Raw genomic sequence first — 22,335 nt, 5'->3', positions numbered from 1 at the left:
TTTGAAGCAGTTTTATACTGTTTTTTAGCATTCGGTGATCACGGTATATTTTTCTCCAAAACGGTCTGTTGCCGTTACTTTAACTTTTTTAACTGATGGGCTAAAGTGGGCAACAAATAAATGGTCCATCTTTTTGGGTTCGGCAAAAGGCCTGCTAACAGGCAGCTTATCACCTTTATACAACTGCACAGCAAGTGGGTCAAATCCTTTTTGCTGCTCGGGTGCCCCCATTGGTTTATCGTCTAAAAAATATTCAACTTTCCATTCCGGATCCCAGTTCCATACATTTGCAATCAGTCTTTTCTGGTTGGTCAGTTCCTCGGTGTAAACACTCAGCTGTTTGGTTTTGTCGAAACCGGTCGATTTATAATACCATTTTAGTTCATTGCCGTTTACCTCATACACACCATAGCCGCGGGGTGTACCATCGCTACAGATAGGGCCAGTCCACCATGCGCCACAAACCGTTCCATGGTTGTGTTCGTATATGCCATTGGTAATGTTGTTGAGGTTATAGTGGGTATGGCCCGACATGATGTGTACATTTTTATAACCTTCCAGCAGGGCATAAAAATCAGTGTTGTTTTTAACCGCATTGTGAACAGGGATGTGCAGGCAGATGATCAGCAGCTGATCTTTGTTTACATGTTTCAGGTCCTGGGCAAGCCAGTTCAACTGGTTTTCCATGATATAGCCATCGTATGTACGTTCTACCCCAAGATAGCGTACATCATCGAGCACCACATAGTGTGCTTTACCACGGTTAAAAGAATAATAGGTAGGGCCGTATATTTCTTTAAATGTTTTATCAGCCGTTTCATCGCCACCCAGTCTGTAATCCTGATCGTGATTGCCAAGTGCCTGAAAGAAAGGGATGCCCATTTGTGCCACAGCTCTGTTATAATCAGGAAACAGGGCATGGTTGTCCCATACCAGGTCGCCCACCCCAACTCCGTGTACCAATGCATCAGGGCCCATAGATTTCAGCAGTTGCTGTACATCAGGCACAGCAGTATCCATCATCTGTTTTACATCATTTTTGTTTTTTACCTGTGGATCGGCCCAGATGATGAAATTGTGCTTATTGTCGTTTCTTTTAAGCGCTTTAAGGGTGAAATCGTATGCATTGCGACTGCCCAGTGTTTCGTATTGCCGGGCCACATTGTAATCCGTTTTAAACTCGTAGCCGGCAGGCGTGCTCATGAAGATGTTTGTTGCTTTTGCATCAGGTGTGATGCTGTATTTTCCATTATTATCTGTTAAAACAACGGAATAGCCATCAGAAATGGCCACATTAACGACTCCTCTCTGCCCATCTTTTACTGTTCCCTTTATGGTTTTATCTCTGCTTAGCTGATCAAAAGCATTGGTTTGGAGGCTAATGAATGCACTGCCAGTTACAAAACCGACACTTTGTAAAAAGGATCTTCTGTTCATGATTGTAGCTATTCTTTGATAATTTATATTGATTAAAGCTAGAATTTCAAATACTTTCCTAATCAATTAATCGGGTTAGATTTCTATTTTTTAAAATTATAACAAAAAAATAAAAAACCAAAAGAAAGCACAAAGATTTAAAAAAGAAATAATACAAAATTAAAATAGATTTCATTTTGTTTCCTTTTTATGATTTACTGTAAAAAATAAAGGAGCGACTACAGCGTGTACCCAGCTCCTTTATTTAACTATATGATCAATATCATAAGTTTTCTCAATGCCATATTACCACTTGTTTTTTGGTTACATTTTTTCCTTCGTAAATATGGAGGAAATAAGTGTCATTAGGTAAGTCTGCAACCTGCAATGTAATGTCTTTATTCGTTTGTGTTGTTTTACCTTCTTTTAGTACTTTCCCGGCCTTACTTAACAGTTTTACATTAAAGTTTTTGGTATCGTTAGTAGCGGTTGTAGTTGCTGTTTTTCCTGTCTTTTCAATATCCTGGTAGGTAATTTTCAATTCGGTATTAGACGGATTAGGGTAAACCACCATTCGGGCTGAAGATCCGCAACTGACCACTTCAAACCAAATCTCGTTCCAGTCGGACGATTCGTTGCATGGCCCACCACTTGTCCAAAATTCCAGGTTATAGAAGCCTGGGGCGAGGTTTGTAGGCAGATAGCGATACCCACTAGGTCCGAGAGTGAGACTATCCTGGAAAATTATGGCAGGATAAGTATCATTTATAATCATATAATGGAATGTTAATGGATAAGCAGGCAATGAACTACATTGATAGGTCATTACATTATTATAGTAACTGTGCGGACCACCCCCGGTACAAAGTACATCGCTTCCCCCACATCCATCTTCACAGGCAATTTGGACCGATGGTCCCCAAAGTATACCTGACGTAATAGTGCCTGTCTGCAGCATTATACTTCCACAACTCGCTGTGATTGTAGCCTTTACAGTGAAGGTCCCATTATCAATACGGGAAACGGTTACTTGGTTACCACTAGATGCAGTAATCTCTGCGCACCATCCATCTATGCTCCAGGTAATTGTTGCGCCAGATGGGAGGTTAGGTATGGTGTAGATGTTATCACTACAAATGTAGTTTTGACCAGAAATTGAAAGGGCTCCTTCCAATGTCTTATTTACTGCTGCACATGCATTTACCCTTCCGTAACCCGTATCATTGCTCCATGTACCATTAGGCTGACCTGAAACACTAGATGAATAAGTATAGCCACCGACCTTATCGCAGGTCGTTTCTAAAATATCTCTTGCCTGTTGCTGCGTTAAATTGGGATTTGCAGATAGTATCAATGCCATTACACCTGCTGCATTAGGACAGGCAGAAGAAGTTCCATTAAAATTAGACAAATAATCTCCCACACTATACCCGGCAGATCCTGAAATATCTGTAGTATAAATTTGAACGCCAGGAGCCACTATATCTAAGCCTGTACCATAATTACTTCCCCACCAAGTTTCACCATCACATGAAGTCGGGGTTTTACGTTCGTCGCACATTGTACTAGCTCCAACAGCAATTACATTACTAAGCGTTGACGGATAACCTATTGAAGTATTGCCATTTCCAGTTGAAAATAACACAACACAACCTTTCCCACTTCTTCCATTGGTTACAGCATCATTAATAGCACTAGTTATAACTGCTGAAGGGCTTCCCCCGCCCCATGAATTGCTTAAAATATCAGCTCCATTATTCTTTGCCCAAGTAATACCATCGGAAATCCAAGAATTGGTAGAATACCAAGAACTACCAACTTGGTAGGCAATTCGGACCGGCATCACTTTAGCATTATATGCTATCCCTGCAATGCCAATGCTATTATTTGCTACAGCAGCTACTATACCTGCACAACCAGTTCCATGAGCATCATTAGTGCCTGCCGCAGGCCCACCATTTGAGCCACCTCCTGTAGCATCATAACCAGTCAATAAATTTGCAGCTAAGTCAGGATGGCTTAAATCCACTCCTTCGTCTATAACCGCAACTTTTATATTTTGTCCAGTTGCATAATTCCATGCATCTTCAACATGCATATCAGCCCCTGTCGTGCCACCGTAGTACCCTAAGTTTTTAATTGACCATTGTGAATTATAATATGGATCGGCAGTATGGTGCTTTGAAAGTCGTATAAAATTAGGTTCAGCAAATTCTACATTTTTATTTTGTTGCAAACGTTCTGTCAAAGCAAATAATTGGGAAGTTGTAATTTCGTCTATCTTGATAATGTACTGATTACCTACAAACTTATCGGGAGTAATATTAATACGATATTCTTTAAACAAACTTTGAATTGGTTGAACCTGGTTTTTAATTTTTATAATCAATTCACCTTTACAAATCTGTTTTGTACTATCGCTATAAATCAGCACAGGTTCTATCCTGGTTAATAAACCATTAAATGTGTCAACAATTGCTGCTTTTTTATTTGAAAAATCCTTTTGTGGCAGGTTGGTTAATGTTATTAATTCTGCATTTTTGCCAATTTGAGTATGCTTTGTTGATGATAATTTTTGGAGGGTTTTCTCTTTATTGACTTCTGAAAATTCTATATAATACTCATTGGGAGAAATGCTGAATTCTATGGTACTTTCCTTTACCTTGTAACTAAGCTTCTCTTGAGCATATAATGCAAACGAGGAAAGTAAAATAATAATCAATAGTAGTTTCTTCATTTTTCTTTAATCTTTTAGAATTGGTGATACAATGTGATGATAGTATATGAACTAGTTCCATATATTGCTATAAACATTTTTTTGATCAGTACAATCGGGAGGTTTACCCTTAAAAGAGATTTGACGATTGATGTTAGCAAAAGCTATTATAATTTTGTTAAAAAAACTATTACGCCTGGCGCAAACAAGAAGAGGTGAGTATCGGAGCGTTATCATAAGAGTGTTTAACTGATTAAATATATCAATAAGTATCTGTAAATCAAAATTTTATTTGTTACACCATAAGAAAAAAATGGTTTACCTATTCTCTTTTTCCAATTATATATGCTAAAGAATACCTCACAGTATTATTCATAACGCTTAATTCCTGGGTTGGAAAAAGGTAGGAGAAATTGAGACTAAAATTCAAATAATCCAATCCCATCCCGGCTGTAAAATACCTGCCTTTTTCAGGGATAGTTTCCGATTGATAATAGCCCATTCTTACCGCAAACTTATTCGCTAGCAAAACCTCAACACCTGTTGAAATATTAGGCATACCTGTAGAATTTTTAACGACAGGTTTATACATTTCCAGACTCAATGCATATTTTATGGAATTGTCTAACGAGCCCATAAACGTCCCCCCTAATTTAGCCAAAATGGGCATGGGTAGACTAGCTGATCCGTATTTAATATTAGGCCCAAGATTAGCAATACCAGCCCCAAAAGCCAAATTGCCTTCCTTTCCGCCGGCATGTATTGAATTATTATAAAAAATCCCAACATCTGCAGCAAAGGTCTGTCCTGTAACACCTTGTTTTTGAACAAATTCTAATGCAGTAATATCAGAGCGAACATATTTTAAAGTTGTTGAAAGTGAAACCTCTTCAGACAACTTTCTGATATAAGCAAAGTCTATAGACAGATCCATCGGTTTAAAAGAACTGGTTTCATTTCCTTCACCATCCGTGAAAACATTTCTGCCTGACACAAAATATTTAATGGAACCGGCCACAGTTTGTAACTCATCTAACCGATGATAACCTGAAAGGTAAAACAGATTCATGTCTTCTGTCAGCTGTCTTTTCCATGGAGTTATGGAAATCCCAATGCCTGAAGGTTGATCTGCAAATGCATATTTTGCGGCGTTCCAATAGATAGAATATACATCAGGAGAAGTAGATACTCCCACATCTCCCATCCCTGATGCGCGTGCATCTGGTGTAATCAGTAGGAAAGGTAACGTAGTCTGATTAAAGGGTGAAGAAATATTGCTTTGTGCAAAACATTTAAAAGATATTGATAAGCTAAAAAAGACGTAAGATAGTAAGCAACTATTTACAAAAGATATTTTCATGAGGCGATTAATTTAAGAGCTTAATTTAATAAAATTGTATTCTAAAATATCATTGGCAAAAAAATTATTATTAAGGAAGGGGTATATTCCTTCCTTAACAACTATTAATGATTTAAAAGATAGGAATTCAAATTTTTTGAATTTCTGATAAATGTTTATTCACAGCATTGACCGCCAGAAAATGCCCATTCAACAGAATAAAGATCGCTTGTTACAGGATCTGTAACAGTAATCCAAACATTTGCATAGCCATCTACAAGAATGCCGTTGGTAAATTGAACCAGTTTGTCGTAATTAGAATAAGAATACGCTATTGTTGCATTGAACACCCCCCATGATATAGGAGCGCAGGATAAATTTGGCACGGTTATGCGATAAAGCTGACATCGGCAAACAGTTGCTCCATCTTGTAAATCATTGGACTGGAATCCAACGGTGGATTCGTTAACGACATCTGAACAAAAGGACATTGCCCTTTGCCCGTTGATTGCATAAGGATAGTTGAACCATCTTGCACTTTTAATAACTTTACCGGTTGGTTTGCCAACTGGTATGGAAGCAAAAGATTCAAATGAAAAAAGGAATAACAGAGTAAAAAGGAAGCCTATGCTTAAACAGGCTTTCATAAGGGATGATTTTTTCATAACTGTTTTTGATTAAAATGTTAGGTTAATTATCATTAATAGTATCTTTTAGTCACCATCTGTTTAACAAAACTTTCCTGTCATATGACACTTATCTCATTAACAATACTTCTTATGCATATAATAAAGCAGTTACTATTGCTCCCGTTATTTTTAACTCTTAGAAAGCAATTTCTGCTACTGGTTTATTTGCATTTCTATCTCAATCTCAGACGGATTTATTACTTAAATTTCATTGCATAAGCATACTTTATGTTCATTACCACCAAATTTGCTTTCCATTTTCTAAGGTAAAAGGTCTCTCTTCTTTTCCTCTCGATAAATTACGTAAAAGGAATAAAGAATTTGCCGGTATGTTATTATAGTTTAAAAATTGGTCAACGGCTACCTTTTTTCCTAAAGAAACCCAAGAATTGTTACTCCAAATCATAAGGTTATATGTGTCCCCGATAAGTATAAAATTAGTATCACTCCGTGGACTATACCGAATTTTCGAAAGTGCAATTGGTTTTTGAAATTCTAGGCCTGCCCATCCAAAAGATTTTTTGCCACCCATAAAATAAGTATTTGGATCATTATCAAAAGCATTTTGATATGGTGTCGCAGCATCTTTGGTTACTTCCGGATAGCCAATTATTTTAGTTGCAGGAATTTTTAACATTTTTCCAGTTAAAGATTTGGTATAAAACTCAATCTCTGCTATTACAGCATTTTTATTTTGAGGTCCAATCATCCTAACATATTTAAATTTCTTTGTCCCGTTTAGTTTTACTTCAACATATTTATCAGGCATATCCTTTATAGAGTCAAGCATTTCAGCATCACTAAAATCTGCCTTATTTGCGCCTTCAAATTTAGCGCCTATAGACATGCTCATGTTTTTGATATTAACAGGCCAGCTTGGATTTTTCCGTGTTAAGACTTCATTAGTTAATTTCTTTTTATTGGGCGTAATAAAATTAAGTTCACCTTTTTTCGTCAATATAAATGGGTTGCTCGCGGGAATATATTCACCATTGAAATAAAACATAGCCAAATACAAAATGTTGGGGCCTATATCTTTAAAATAGGCTTTCCCATTTTTGATTTTCCCCCAATCTTGCGCTTTCCAACTTGTCTTAGAATAAGTACATATAATAGCACTTTTACATTTTATTGTCCTTAAGTTTTTTATTAAAGGAATCTCGATATTATAGCTCTTTACATAAGATGAAGTCACATCGATCCTCCTATTATCTAATAAATCTTCCGGCACTTCATTTTTATTTTCAGGCATTTCATTTTTTTGAATAGCAAAAGTTCTTCTAAAAACTTTGGATAGTCGATAAGGAAAATTATCAATTCCCCCAAAAGGAATTGTAGCTGCTTCAAAAGGAAAATTTTTCCCATTTTCAAGCACTACTGTATTCCAAAAATGTCCATTCGGCCGATCACCCCATAAAGGTGTATAGTCAATGCCGACAGGAATACCATGGGCCCTAAAAAGCAGAGATGTATGTGCAACTATTTGCTTACATGAACCCCTCCGCGCCAATAACATATTGGTTGTTGAGATATCATATGGATACTCCCATAAAGTATGGTTAGTATCCATTATTTTTTCCAAAGCTGTATTTACACTTTCTACAACATGATAAATATCCTTTTCTTTTACCGAATCAAAGAGTGAACTATAAGTATTAAAAAGCACCCCTCTCCAAGATTCCAATTTTTCAGTATAATTTCTATAAGGCAATAGATATTCACAAAACTGATCAAAAGAAAGATGTTTACCCCATTTACTATTATAATTAACAAATGCGGAATCTATATTATCAATCAAAAATTTTGACTTTATTTTCTTGTAATCTTCAATCATCTCCATTTCATCAATTGTAGGATAACCATGAATATTTACAATCGAATCCCATTTAGCTTGAATTACTGGAGATTTTTTATAAATAAATTTCTTTTGCTGAAGATAATCCCTAAATACATTAAAAATCCCATTATAGTTATCAATTTCATTACCTTCAATGCTATACTTATCAATCATATTAGAGATCAAAAAATTTGCTGCCTTTAACTTTTTCTTGTCACCATAAAGCCGTTCATGCTCAATTACCTCGGTTAAATACTTGCCATTATCTGCTGCTAATGATATGATTTTGGTTACACTTTCCGGACTACGATAGCATCCAAGTAACAATAAAGAAAAAAATAGTAATGTTATTTTTTTATAAACCATCAGTTATGCGATATACATATAATTAAACAATGATGAGAGTTTAATTAAATTAATCCCTCATCATATATGATTTATATAAATTATGGTGTTACTTCGAATTTTCGTTTTACAAAAGTTCTAGACTCATAATAGAACACTTCCCCATCGCATTCCCATTTCATATAATATTCACCTGCTGGTATGGTTGGTGGAAGTTGGACGGTTACATACCACCAATAAATACATGGGGGCATAAGATACCCATCCGGAGCAGCAATCGGTATTTTATATTCAACATTGGTCACGATGTTTTCAAACACCATCCAAGTATAACCAGGAAGAACATAGACGCCAAATATATCAAATCGCACATAGGTGCCTGCAGGTCCTGAGCTTGGACTATTTGACATAATGCAATTTTCAGTCGGACGATCTTGAAGATTAGGACAAATTACCGCCCCTTCATTATAAGGATCAGGAACTATGTACGTTTCTCCTTCTTCAATCGGAGGTGTTGAGCATCCCGCGGGAGGGTTTTGTTGAGGAACGCATACATTTAAATGCTCAGTGCCTATAAATTCATATTCACATGACCAAGTTCCATTTTCAGGATTTACATCATAACAAGTCATTTCATAAATATCTACATCTATGAACGAACATTCCCACTCACAAATTGAGCCGTTAAATCCTGCTGTACTTTTTTTACCTTGTGGTGTCTTAGAATCGGAGGCAAGCTTGTTTATGTTTGTTTTTTTTGCGTATACTAGCTTACCATCACGTACTTCTCTTATGCCAACGATTTTCCCTTTCCAATTCTTGAAGATAAGATAGCCACTAAATTCATTATCAAGTCTATCTATGTGATTCCGACTAATATCTCCGTTTCTTTTTGTAAGATACTCTTCAGTGGGCAAAAAAGTAACTATGCTATGACCTACTTTCCCTGTTTTTTTATCCTTAAAAATTACCAGTCTATCTATTGATGATTTCCTAATTTTCGTATCTGCTTGCGAATTTTTAGTTTCCCCCTTAGTTCTAATAATGGGAACAGACCGTCTATTATAAAGTATAGGAGCTTCTATAAAAGTTGCAGTTGAGGTTTCACCAGTATACGCTTTTGAAAAAACAACAAACTTTTTATTTTTAGAGAACTTAGGAATAGATTTACTTCCTTTTAACGGGGCATCAATGTTGCCCTGCTGCTTTCTTAAATTCTTTAAATATAACTTTGCTGCCTGAACTGTCACAGGCTGTTCAGGATTATTTAATTCTTCCAATGCTGAAGCGAAATCAGGCATTTCCTTTTGGCAAGAATTAAATGTTAGAATCGCTAATAGGGCGATTAAAGAGCGTCTAATAAATTTTACTTTCATTTCTAAAGTTAGTGAGGGTTAATATTTGGTTAATTGGATTACATAGTTATTAATTTATTGTTAATGTATTTATAGTTGTAAAAACTTCTTTTTTAATTTGATCTACTACAAGAGACGGAATTTTAACTGGTAATTTTAAAATTTCATTTCCTTGTCTTTTTGCTTTATGAAATTGTTGTGTTGCTTTATAAAAATTATAGAGTTCAAATCTAGGAACGAAACGGTTAGGCGCTCTATTAATACTTTTAAGATAAGCTTGTTCAGCATCTCTATATTTTCTGCTTTGCAGATAGCTTTTAGCTAGATTGAGATAAAAAATATTAGAATTATTTTTACGCACTACCATCAAGTAAATCTTTTCTGCTTCCGAATGCTTACCATGTAATGTAAGTAGACTTGCATATTCAGTTAAGAATCCAACATCATCTTTAAGAGTGGGGTATAAGGATTCTAAAATAGAAAAAGAATCTGTATTAAATCCCATAAGTCCAAGTTGTTTTGCTTCTTCAAATTTTTCAAATTTCTTATAGTTCATGACGTAAAACCCATAGTGATAATAGCAGATAAAAAAGATTGTTGATACAATTAAAACATAAAAAAATGATTGTTTTTTTTCATTAAGATAAGCATACTTAATTATAAAAATAAGCAAAATTACAGTTATCAATTGAATCCAAGGCTTTTCAAATACATGCATAAAAATTGCAGCTACTGCTATCACAATCAATTGTGCTATTGACAAAACTAACAATATGGATTTAGGATATTTTCTCAATGCAATTTTGATAACATAAATTATTAAAGCCACAAATAAAATCAAAGCTAAACAGCCCAAAATTCCACCTTCAATTATGAATTGTAGATAATCATTGAATGCGTGCTTGGTATTATCAGCAAGCAAAAGCTCTTTAATTGTAAAATCTCCTTTTGCAAAATAATTAATTTGATACTCTCCATAAACTTGACCAAAATTTCCAAAACCTATTCCAGAAATATAATGATCATTTAAAATTTGAAAAGAAATTTTATAAACTAATTTTCTTCCCAATGAAGAATCTGGCTTTATAAATGAAACTAAAGAATAGACTAGAAAACAGAGAGAAAAAACAGAAATCGCAACGTTTCTTATGCTGACTTTATAGTTACGGTAAACTAAAACAATAAAAAGAAGGCTAATAAGATATCCGATAAAAAAAGACCGACTGCCAGAAATTAATGCAACCAAAATTCCCGCTATACTCAGAATAATTGGAATTCCACCTTTATTTTGCATTAACTTTTGGTATATATTCATATATATTATCTCTTCTAGCGATACATGATTAATAAAATTACAATATTTAAGTTAAAGCAACGCCTGTCAATGTTTTTATAAGCTCTTATATATTATATTTTACGATTTGACCTCGACATACATAGACGAATGATTTTTAATTAGTTATATATCTATCCTCAACCCATTTATCTAAAACTATTTCAAATATATCATCTAGATAATCTTGTATTAAATTAGTATTTATCGATGAAAATCTCATCCTGCATCATTATAAAAAGGGTCAGCTATTAATAGCTGACCCTATATTAGTTAATTAACTAAGCTCGTTCCACCTTCTATTTGTGAAAGCTGTGAAGTTAGGGTTAAAGGAACACTTGTCAATGTTCTTCCGGTAACCCATCTACCTGAAGTAGCATCATAAACACCACCAAGTTTAGCGAAGCTCGTTGCAGTTGGAAAGCCTAAGCGACTGGTATTTGTTCCTGCTCCCATAAAGTTTTGCGGTAACCGCGTAAGTGGGTTAATTGTGCTATAATAATCAGTGTTAGTAATTCTATATCCAACTTCTGGCGGACCAGCACTATAAAAGTTACCACCTGTTCCACCCCAAAAAATCACGTCTAACGGGACACTGTTAATTGTCACATTGGTTCCTTCAAAGATAGCTATACCTGCTATGTTACCGCTGTTAGCCAACAGGTTATTTGTTTTAGCCCCTATTCCATCTGCACCAACTACTCCGGTTTCTACCGAATAATCCACACCAGCTATCCATTTTGCAGAACTTATATCAGTTGAATATGGCGTATTAGGTGATGCTTGTGTAGGAGATCCGTTGATACGTTTTGCCGAACCACCAACATAAAAATACTGACCTTTAGAAACTGTTCCACTAGTCAAATTAAATTTATATGTCCGTACTCCCCCAGTATTCCATCCCTGAAGTGGGAAAACCGTTGCACCAGCATTATTGGTAGTATAAACTGCAAATGGGGTTGTCGCGAAATTGATATCCTTTGTAGCCAAAAATTGGATGTATTCATTATTCTGATCTCCACCATTAGGGTCAACTAAATATCCGGTAATGATTGCTGGAGAAAGTTTTGGTAATACAACGAAGAAAAAGTCATCCAGCGAACGTAACCATAAGTTTATTTTTGTTGAAGCACCGGAACCAGTAATAAAAGGTATACCGGTGAAATTACCTGTCGGTAATACTGCAGTTGAGGCGAAAGATGCGGTAGCTTCAGTATGTACGGTAGCTTTTCCAAAACCATCGTTGATAATTTTGTCGCCAGCGTAGGTTGTTCCAGGAGCTGGCTCTGGCTCATATAATGCACTACTTATAGTCACTAACGTACTTTCATACATATCTGGATTTGCTAAAATCCTACCGGTATTAATCGCCTGCGTTTTAAGCGTTTTACCACCTGCAATTTTTGTTACCGATTCATTTGCTACACCAACTATTTGCAAAATCCCATCTATCCTCTTTAACGTTGCTCCATTCACATTAATGTGTACAGAATCTCCAGGAATATATTTTGAAGCATCTGCGCCGATATTGAATGCCATGCCTCTTAATGAATCAATCCCATTGCCAGCCATTCTACTGTTTTGTAAAATCAACAATCCAGCTGGCGAGTTTCCTGATCTAAAGTCTGATATTACAACTCCTTTAATAGAGGTTGCCCCACCCATTAATTCTGCGTTAAGCAATAAGTCTCCCCCTTTATAAAGCTTTTTAAGGTCGAAATTAGAGATATATGCGCTAGGTGTGCTAAGAATAAAGTCACTGTCCCGTTTGCACCCCATCCAAACACTAACAATTGCTATTAGTAAAAGGATATATTTTAATGTCTTTTTCATATCTGAAATTATTTTAAGGTTTTTGCCACCAAACTAGAGTGTTGATATCATCAGCTCCTTGTGCAGCAACAGCATTTTTATAGCTGGTTGGGTTTGTAGATTGGCTTATTAAAGGATAGTTTAACCTTGCAGGCATCTTACCACCATTAGCCAGGCCAGTACCCTTTGGTAAGAAAGGGTGGCCTGTTCTTCTATATTCAAACCATTGTTGAAAATCTACCAAAAACATAGCATAATACTTTTGCAAATGAATCAGTTCCATTTTACTAGCTGTACCTGGCGTAGTAGTATTCAATGGTAATGCATCATTCCAATCAATATCGGCAGCAACAGCATAAGCTTTAACAGCAGGATCAGTTGGGTTTATCCATAACGTTGGAAGCCAATAGTTGATAGCATCCGCTATTCCTTTATAATAATAAGTTTCTCCAGTCCCGTTAATCCAGCCCTTTGCTGCGGCCTCGGCCAAAATAAAATCAACTTCAGCTACGTTCATGATGATACCGGTATAAGGATCGGTCTGTAGTGTAGTTGGATTATTTGTTGTCGCATCTGAATAAAAGTAAGATTGTTTAGTGATTGAACTTCCAGTATCATAACCACTTGGAACACCAACATAACCATTTGGACCTGGAGCTATGCCCCATCGGGTAACGTTATTTTTTCCTAATGACTGATTGATTCTAGGATCCCCCCAAGTTGTCATGTTGCCCATAAAAAATGCAGAAATTGCCGGTGTTCTAAAATCAACTGCACGCACATTGATCATAAATGGTGAGGAAAACACAGCCGTACTGCTATTTGTACCGTTCCAAAGAATTTTAGCAGTATGACTATTTGTCTGCATAATAGGATATTTTGCAGGGTTTGTATCTATCATTTCTTTGATCTTGGCAATTACCGTTGCACTTACATCTGACTTAGCAGAAATACGCATCAATAACCTTAAGTATAATGAATTGCCGAATCTGCGCCATTTTGAAACATCTCCCTGGTAAACTGGGTCGCCCGTTGGCACAATAGCTACACCATCTGCCAACAGCGTATTGGCTTCTTCAAGTTTCCTCAATAAATCCAGGTATATATCTTTTTGTTTATCAAAAGCTGGTTCCAGGATGCCCTCCTTACCTTGATTTGCCTGAGAGTAAGGCACATCTCCATAAACATCTGTGAGCAACTGAAAAACCCAGGCCTCCGTAATCATAGAAATTGCCTGATAAGATTTATTTAAGGATTCTGGTTGACTGGCTATTGTATAGATGTTTTTTAAGTTGGTAAGTTCGGGATACCAGGTATTCCAGGTATAGTCTGACACATTACGCCTGATGTCATACCTGAATACCTTGCCTTCAGAATCTCCAATATCAACAGTAACCTGCATCAATTCGTTATTAAAGTTACGGTTACGCACCATATTTGCACTTAAAACATTTACTAATGCAGGTGCTAATAACTGATTGGCTGTTGTGCTACCTTTTCCGATAGGGTCTGTATTTACTTCATTAAAATCTTTTTTACAAGAAAAAAACGAAACGCCAGTAACAAACAATAACGTATAAATGGTTATATTTTTAATATTTTTCATTTTCTTTTTATTTTATAGACCCACAACTAAACGCACTCCAAAAGTTCTTGTTGATGGCAATTGTCCTGTTTCAAAACCCTGCTGAATATCAGAGCCGGCCAATGTACCAAACTCCGGATCGAAGGCCGGCCATGGAGACCAAATAAACAAGTTACGTCCATATACCCCCAATGTTACCCTGCTTAAGCCAAGACTCCTTACAAAATTGGTATTGAATACGTAATTCAGGTTAGCTTCTCTAAATTTAAGATAATCTGTTCTGAAAACACTTCCTTCAGCCTGATCTGATCCATACAATGAGGTGTAATAGTTTTCAAAATTAGTTGCAATGACATCATTTTTACGATAAGATCCGTCTGGATTCTGTACTACACCATCTCCTATTACACCATTATACCTGCCAGGTAAAGTAATTTTTAATTTACCTAATGCAGCCATTCTGGAGAAAGTAAGTGAATGGCCTACGGCTCCAAATTGTGCATCAAATAATGCACTCAGGTTAAATTGCCTGTAAGTGATCCCAGACCCGAAACTAAACCTGAATTTGGGCATCGTGTTTCCAAGATATAATAAATCAGTAGTATTAACTTTTGCATTTCCTGTAACCGCATCATAAACAATCTGGCCATCCGGAGAACGAAGAAATCCCCGGCCATAAAGATCACCCATGCTGCCACCAACATTTGCCACTACCTGACCACTTCCCAAAGCTCCTGTACGCAATACGACTGAACTATCTGCCAATTCCTTAATGGAGTTACGGTTAGCAGTAAATGTACCGTTCAAAGTCCACTTAAATACTTTTGCCTGCAATACCGTACCGTTTACCGCTACCTCAATCCCTTTATTGTCTACACGCCCAACATTGAATACAGCTACATTATAACCTGTAGCACGATCAACAAGGCGACTCAAAATTTGGTTCTTGGTAGAGCCTGCGTAAACCGCTACATCAAAATTTAACCTGCTGTTAAAGAGTTTAGCTTCAGCACCTAACTCTATTGTAGTTGTTTTTAGCGGCTTTAGGTTTGGATTTGGCAAAACCGTCGGATTGGTCATTGCACTGTCCGGGTAGATGCCGTTTGCAGCCAATACATAATTATAGGCTGTACGGTAAGGCGTGGTACCACCACTACCCACTTGCGATAATGAAGCTCTTAATTTTGCAAAATTGATCGCTTTAGGCAGCTTCCATAAATCTGAGGCCACAAAAGATAAGCTTGCAGAAGGATAGAAAAAGCCTACATTATCAGTCCTTGTTGGTGTAGCCAGCACACTGTTCCAGTCGTTACGGCCTGTTAAGTCTAAATACAAAAAGTTTTTATAAGTAAATGACAACATACCATAAAAACTATTAAGGCGATATCGGGCCGTATCTGGCACTGAAATCAATGGATTTGCATTATTATCTAATCTGAAAATTCCCGGAACAACCAATCCATCAGCACGAAGCTCTCCTTTATTGTATTGGTTTCTCATCATACTTCCACCTGCAGTAGCTAGAACTTGTAATGATTGAGTTATTTTCTTATCATATTTTAATAAGAAATCGGCATTAACCTCATAAGAGTTGATGTCCTGAACACGATAAGACCCTTGCGCAAATTTGTTTCCTGCCGCATCAAAAGGTCTTAATGTTTCCCGGTTCTCCTTATTATAATCAATCGATGAACGAACCATTAAACTCAACTCCTGCGTAAACTTATAGGTTGCCTGGATATTGCCTAACCATCCGTTTCTTCTTTGCTTATTTAGATATTGCTCTGAAATGGCATAAGGACTTTCAGGGTTTGTAGTTGTAATGTTAACAAACTGGCGGTTTTCCATTCCAGGTGCCCAGTAATCTCTGTACCAATCTGTATTTACGTTTGGCTGAGCAAACATAAACCAATACATCAAAGATTGGTTTCCGTAACCTGTTGCTGGTAAATTATCGCTATGCCTGTTGTTATAGCCGGCTTTGAAAGACAGGCTAAGTCTTTTAGTGATATTGGTATTTGCAGTTAATGTAGCCGAAGTCCGTTCTAAACCCGTGTTTGGGACAATCCATTCATTATTACCATGACTGGCAGAAAAGCGTAGTAAAACATTTTTGACAGTTCCGTCCAAACTAACTGAATTTGTCGTTTCCAATCCAGTTTTAAAGAAGGCATTAATCGGATTTTCATAAGCAACCCAGGGTGTTCTTGTCAATCCTCTGGCTTTAGTTGCAGGGTCATATTGAAAGTAATTCCCACCGGCAGCAAATGGTGCACCCCAACTCGCACTTGTTGCATTCGTACTTGCACCATCTACGGTAGCTCCATAAGAGAAATAGGAAACCCCAAATTGGCCTTGCCCATATTCCTGTTGAATATCAGGGCTACGGTTTACATCTTCCCAAGCTGTATTTGAAGTAAAAGTAATTCCTAGTTTTTTCTGATTTTTATTGCCAGACTTTGTAGTAATGATAATAGCTCCATTGGCTCCACGCTGACCATAAAGAGCTGATGCGCCCGGTCCCTTAAGCACTGTAACGTTTTCTATATCATCAGGGTTTAAATCATTCAATGCGCTACCAAAGTCTGCGGGCATAATATCACCGGATGTACCATATACACCGCCCCCGGTAGCAGCTGTACGCCTGGAGCTACTAGACGCCACCACCCCATCAATTACGATCAGTGCTTCATTGTCACCTGTAAGGTTGTTTTCGCCGCGCAGAATAATTTTGTTGGATCCGGCCGGCCCACCGTTACGCACCAGGTTTAAACCAGCTACTTTTCCTGATAAAGCATCAGTCCAGTTACTCGATACCGCATCTGTAAGCTGTGTACTGTCTACCTTAGTAATAGCATAACCCAATGATTTTTCTTCACGTTTGATTCCTAACGCAGTAACAACTACCTCATCCAGATCTGCACTTGAGCTGTTCATATTGACAGCCATTGTTATGGTAGCCATGGTAACCGTTCGTTTAACCTGGGTGTAGCCCAACATACTAAACAAGATTTCAGTCCCTTTTGCTACTTTAATAGTGAATGCACCGTTACCATCAGTTACGCCGAGCACTTTTCTCTGCCCATCTGAAATGGTAACGCCAGGTAGCCCACCGCCATCCTTGGCATCTTTGACCGTTCCTTTTACAGTAACTATTTCCTGCCAAAACAGGTTCGCTACAACAGGTACTGTTCCTGCCCTAAGCATTTGCGGCAATTGCATAAAAACCATTACCAATGCATAAGCAAGGTAGGTGAGTGGTTTTTTGAATTGCACATTGTGAGTAGATTTTTTGTTCATAATCTTCATTAATTTGGTGTTCCCCCTTTAGTTGCAATATTTTTGTTTATGCTTTTCGACATGACGATTTCTTTTTTCTTAGTACAGAAAAAACCTCCCAGCAGCACTGAACAGTCAATTGGGTACAATTAAATGATATACAGGAATGCTCCTTCATCAGATTTTATATTTGGTTAGTTCTTTTTGTTTTGCAGCATTTCGTTTCATTTCGATTCTCCTTAATTTGCTGCAAATATCAAGGTTGTAGTTTTAAGTTTATGTTAAGCATTCATTAAGTTAGGCCGTAACTTTCACCTGTTGAAGGTTATCGGTTTCTTTTCCTGGCGTATACAACAAATATTGTTTTACCAGCGCAGTAAAAGTTTCAATCTGTCCGTTCACCCAGGCTTCATCTTTTTGCAATTCGGCAGCCATTACGTGTGCAACAGCCGGAGCAAGCATTAAAGCCCCTTTCGCATCCAGGAATAACAGACGCATCCTTCGCGAAAGCACATCTTCAATCGTACGTGACATTTCATTTCTAACCATCCAGATCACTTCAGCTTGCAGATATTTGTAATCAGGATGCAAACGGGCACCAAGTTCAGGCTGCAGGCTTATCAGCTCCAGTATACCAGCAGCATCAGCACCGTATAAGCCCAGATCTCCGGTTTGCATTTTAGCAACATAACCATGGATTTTAACATCCTGGGTAATACATTTTTTTGCCTGTAGCTTGCCCAATTCAATAGCTTTATCTACTACATCCATAGCCATTTTACGATAAGTGGTCCATTTGCCCCCGGTAATCGTAATCATTCCTGATTTGCTGATGATGAGCTTATGGCTTCTGGAGATTTCCTTCGTACTATCGGTATCCTTACCCGGGGCAGCCAATGGCCTTAAACCTGCAAATGCAGCCAATACATCCTTTCTTGAAGGTTCTTTTGTCAGGTATTTGCCTGCCGTTGTCAATATAAACTCTATCTCTTCATCCAAGGGCCCTGGCTCCAGGCTATGCTCATTTAAAGGGGTATCAGTTGTTCCTACCAATACTTTTCCGTGCCATGGCACAGCAAACAAGACCCTTTCATCCGGTGTTTTTGGAATCATCAGGGCGCTGTCCCCTTTCAAAAATGAAGGATCTAAAACAACATGGGCACCCTGGCTTGGACGAACGATTGCTCTTCCTGAGGGAACATCCATTTTCAGGATCTCATCTACAAATACTCCGGTAGCATTGACCACTACTTTCGCTTTCAGGGTATAGCCTTTATTGGTCTCGGTATCTACAAAACTTAGTCCGCTAATGTTTTCGTTTTCTTTCGTTAACCCGGTAACCTTCGCATAGTTCAGCAACACCCCGCCATATTCGGCAGCCGTCTGCGCCAGATTTAAAGCCAAACGGGCATCATCAAATTGTCCGTCGCTATAACTCACCCCACCAATCAAGCCATCAGGTTTTAATCCGGGTATTGCTTTTAATACTTTATCCGCCGATAAAAAGGACGATTTTTTAAAACCGCTTTTCCCCGCCAGCAAGTCGTAAAGTTTTAAGCCGATCAGGTATTTATATTTAGACAACCAGGAATAAACAGGAATGATAAACTCCTGGTCTTTAACCAGGTGAGGTGCATTTTTTAACAGCAAGCCACGTTCGTGCAATGCCTCATAAACCAGCGAAACATCTCCCTGAGCCAAATATCTTACCCCGCCATGCACCAATTTTGTACTACGGCTGGAGGTTCCTTTTGCAAAATCCGACTGTTCCAGCAACAAAGTACTGTAACCCCTGCTTGCCGCATCCACAGCGGTTCCTAACCCTGTAGCACCACCGCCAACAACTATCACATCCCAACTGTTCCGTTCTTCTACCTGCTTTATGAATGATTCGCGACTAAACACCATTTCGTTTGTTTTCAATTTAAAATACTGATATTTCGTAAACTTTCGTTTATAGGACAAATATACCTAAACGAAACTAAAAAAAGTATTTTATTATAAAAAACAAATTGGGAAATTTATTTTTTAGCATTAAGTTTGTTGAATACGTAATTTAAAAATTATGTTTATCTTAATATTGCCATATATATCGATAAATGATTAACATAGCTGAACGACACCAATATATATTAAACAAAATTCAAACAGACGGCACTATTGATGTACAGTCACTTTGTAAAAAGTTAAAAGTTTCGTCGGTCACCATCCGGAAGGACCTGAAACTACTCGAAGACAAGAACCTCTTATTCAGGACCCATGGAGGAGCCACACTAAACAACCCTTATACGGTTGATAAACCTGTAAATGAAAAAGAACATCTGCAATCGGCAGAAAAGATGAAGATTGGCACAATGGCTGCTGAACTGATCGAAGAAAATGATTCCATTATCATCGCATCGGGAACAACGGTTCTGGCCATGGCGCGCTGCATCAAACCCAAAGGAAATTTAACTGTTATTACCTCTGCATTAAATGTTGCCCTCGAATTGCTGCACCATAATGATATTGAGATCATTCAACTGGGTGGCCTGTTAAGGAAAAGCTCTTCTTCTGTTGCAGGCCCGTATTCCGATAATGTATTGGGCAATGTTTTTTGCAGCAAATTATACCTTGGCGTAGACGGCATAGATCTGGAATTCGGATTAACGACCACAAATGCCTATGAAGCTCATTTAAACAGGCAGATGATAGATTCCTCTCAAAAAATAATTGTACTTGCCGACTCTACCAAATTCGGAAAACGTGGCTTCGGAAGAATTTGCGGCATTGAAGAAGTAGATCATATCATTACAGATAGCGGCATCCCCGAGCAGACCAGGAAAAACCTGCAAAGTATGGGCATTAAGGTTTCTATTATTTAATGGTTAATGCAATTTTAGCTTGCACACAATTTACTTTTCCTATAAAACGCGAACTATCAGTAATTTACTAAGCTGACCATAGTTTTTTCATTCGACAACTACTGTCATTATATTCTCTTACCCGCAATTTTCAATTTGTAAGTTGATTTTATCTTAATATTAAGATAATTACAAAGCCTTTACTTTGTACTATTCTTATCTGATAAAATTACTAATTATGACGTTTAAAACCTTTTTTTCTTTTCTTTTATTTCGTTTTATTGTTTTTTATTTAATATATTCGATTTCAATAAACCAAATACTAACCAAATTTAAACCTTTTTAAATGAAAAACTACCGAAAGAGTATGGATAAGTGTTTTGCCGCCTTCCTATGGGTATGCTTCAGTTCCTGTTGTTTTGTTTCCTGTAAAAGCGAAAAGGAAGGCCCTAGTAAAACCTATGATTCTTCAAAACCCGTTGTACTCTCCTCTTTTTCTCCGAATGAGGGAGGAGCGCGCGATAAAATACTTTTAGACGGGGAAAACTTTGGAAATGACCCAAGTAAAATCAAAGTCTATTTTAACCATGCAAAAGCTTCAGTCATCTCGTCAAGTGGTAACCGGATCTATGCCATTGTACCACGACTCCCGGGTGATAATCCTAAGATTTCTGTGGTTGTGGGTACTGACTCGGTTGTTTATAAAGACACTTTTACTTACCATATTCAGGCCCAGGTAAGTACCGTTACGGGTAACGGGAAAAAAAACTTTAAACCCGGAACGCTCTCAGAAGCTGAAATTTACGGCAAATACCTGGAACTGGATGCCGAAGGTAATATATTTATGTCCTGGCGGGATGGTGGTGATCCGGCTACATTTGGGGTAGCCAGGATAAATGAAAAGCAAAATATAGTAACCCCACTGATCGAGTCGGTCGCTACCGGTCGGATCTTATTTGCCAACGGCCTTACCGTGGATCGTGTTACAGGTATGTTGACAGCAGCCCATGAGTCTACTAAGGAAGTAATCTTCACTTTTGACCCGCGGGAAGCCTGGTATCCCCGCCAGCGTAACGTTAAATACTCCACCGCAGATTACAACTCGATCGTAGAAGCGGATCGCTACAAAAACTTTGTAACGTTCTGCCCTTATGATGGGCATCTTTATACGAGATACAGAGATGGAAAGGTTGCCAAAATAAATCCTCAGACATTCGAAGCAAAAATTGTTTATCAGGGACCTTATGGATCGCAATATGGTCAGGCCATTAATCCAACGAAACCATGGCTGCTGTACATCACCCTCACCACCAATGCCACACCTACCAATTTCAGACAAGGTATTATGGTACTGGATCTTCGTGACCCTAATGGATCAGGCGGCTTTAAACGTCTCAATGCCCCTGGAGGTAGTGCCTTTCGCGATGGGCCGTTGGCAGATGCGCTATTCAACGACCCTAAAGAGATTAAGTTTGACAACAGTGGGAACATGTTTGTCGCAGACTATGGCAACCATTGTATCCGTATGATATCTCCTGATAACATCGTAACTACGGTAGCAGGCCAACCGGGCAAATCAGGCTATAAAGATGGCGGACCGGTAGAATCTCTATTTAACCAACCCTGGGGAGTAGCTGTCAATGAGCAAGGTGACATTTATATTGCAGACTGGAGTAACGCCAGGATACGCAAATTAGTTATTGAATAATCACTACAAAGCATTTATCCTATTCATGAGCTCTTGCTTAAAGGCAAGAAATAATGTGCTTTAAATTATCCCATTAGA

At 37.7% G+C, this 22,335-nt stretch carries 13 protein-coding genes; 2 read left to right on the top strand and 11 right to left on the bottom strand.

Translation table 11 applies throughout. The features are described from left to right. Positions 1-24: 24 nt before the first annotated feature. From HDC92_RS09030 to HDC92_RS08980, 11 genes are all read right to left on the bottom strand, one after another. On the bottom strand, positions 25-1,437 hold the full coding sequence (locus tag HDC92_RS09030) for a calcineurin-like phosphoesterase C-terminal domain-containing protein (RefSeq protein ID WP_183873955.1): 1,413 nt from the start codon (positions 1,435-1,437) through the stop codon (positions 25-27). A gap of 274 nt (positions 1,438-1,711) precedes the next feature. Then, on the bottom strand, positions 1,712-4,153 hold the full coding sequence (locus tag HDC92_RS09025) for a S8 family serine peptidase (protein WP_183873953.1): 2,442 nt from the start codon (positions 4,151-4,153) through the stop codon (positions 1,712-1,714). A 301-nt stretch (positions 4,154-4,454) separates the two neighbouring features. Then, entirely contained in the window at positions 4,455-5,492 is a 1,038-nt protein-coding gene (locus HDC92_RS09020) for a PorV/PorQ family protein (RefSeq protein ID WP_183873951.1), read from the bottom strand. 155 nt (positions 5,493-5,647) lie between these two features. Then, positions 5,648-6,136, bottom strand: a complete 489-nt coding sequence (locus HDC92_RS09015; protein WP_183873949.1) for a hypothetical protein — start codon at positions 6,134-6,136, stop codon at positions 5,648-5,650. A 259-nt stretch (positions 6,137-6,395) separates the two neighbouring features. Then, positions 6,396-8,363, bottom strand: a complete 1,968-nt coding sequence (locus HDC92_RS09010; protein WP_183873947.1) for a transglutaminase-like domain-containing protein — start codon at positions 8,361-8,363, stop codon at positions 6,396-6,398. A gap of 80 nt (positions 8,364-8,443) precedes the next feature. Beyond that, a complete protein-coding gene (locus HDC92_RS09005; RefSeq protein WP_183873945.1) occupies positions 8,444-9,718 on the bottom strand; it encodes a hypothetical protein in 1,275 nt (424 codons plus the stop codon). A gap of 49 nt (positions 9,719-9,767) precedes the next feature. Beyond that, complete coding sequence (locus HDC92_RS09000) at positions 9,768-10,991, bottom strand: O-antigen ligase family protein (protein ID WP_183873943.1); 1,224 nt, start codon at positions 10,989-10,991, stop codon at positions 9,768-9,770. 312 nt (positions 10,992-11,303) lie between these two features. Further along, a complete protein-coding gene (locus HDC92_RS08995) occupies positions 11,304-12,863 on the bottom strand; it encodes a DUF5689 domain-containing protein (RefSeq protein WP_255484495.1) in 1,560 nt (519 codons plus the stop codon). Positions 12,864-12,876: 13 nt separating this feature from the next. Then, complete coding sequence (locus HDC92_RS08990) at positions 12,877-14,448, bottom strand: SusD/RagB family nutrient-binding outer membrane lipoprotein (RefSeq protein WP_183873941.1); 1,572 nt, start codon at positions 14,446-14,448, stop codon at positions 12,877-12,879. A gap of 12 nt (positions 14,449-14,460) precedes the next feature. Then, positions 14,461-17,727, bottom strand: coding sequence for a SusC/RagA family TonB-linked outer membrane protein (locus HDC92_RS08985; protein ID WP_183873939.1), 3,267 nt, complete (start codon positions 17,725-17,727; stop codon positions 14,461-14,463). A gap of 276 nt (positions 17,728-18,003) precedes the next feature. Next, the gene (locus HDC92_RS08980) at positions 18,004-19,614 is read right to left on the bottom strand and encodes a glycerol-3-phosphate dehydrogenase/oxidase (protein WP_183874105.1); all 1,611 of its coding nucleotides are present in this window, start codon (positions 19,612-19,614) and stop codon (positions 18,004-18,006) included. A 191-nt stretch (positions 19,615-19,805) separates the two neighbouring features. On the opposite strand from HDC92_RS08980, the gene HDC92_RS08975 reads away from it, so the two are divergent. Together HDC92_RS08975 and HDC92_RS08970 are read left to right on the top strand one after the other, a co-directional pair. Continuing rightward, entirely contained in the window at positions 19,806-20,570 is a 765-nt protein-coding gene (locus tag HDC92_RS08975; protein ID WP_012780743.1) for a DeoR/GlpR family DNA-binding transcription regulator, read from the top strand. 325 nt (positions 20,571-20,895) lie between these two features. After that, positions 20,896-22,257 carry an IPT/TIG domain-containing protein gene (locus tag HDC92_RS08970; protein WP_255484494.1) on the top strand — a complete coding sequence of 454 codons (1,362 nt, stop codon included), beginning with the start codon at positions 20,896-20,898 and terminating at the stop codon, positions 22,255-22,257. Positions 22,258-22,335: the final 78 nt, after the last annotated feature.

The sequence above is a fragment of the Pedobacter sp. AK017 genome (assembly GCF_014200825.1).
Lineage (GTDB): Bacteria > Bacteroidota > Bacteroidia > Sphingobacteriales > Sphingobacteriaceae > Pedobacter > Pedobacter heparinus.
This window is presented reverse-complemented; position numbering and strand designations above follow the sequence as displayed.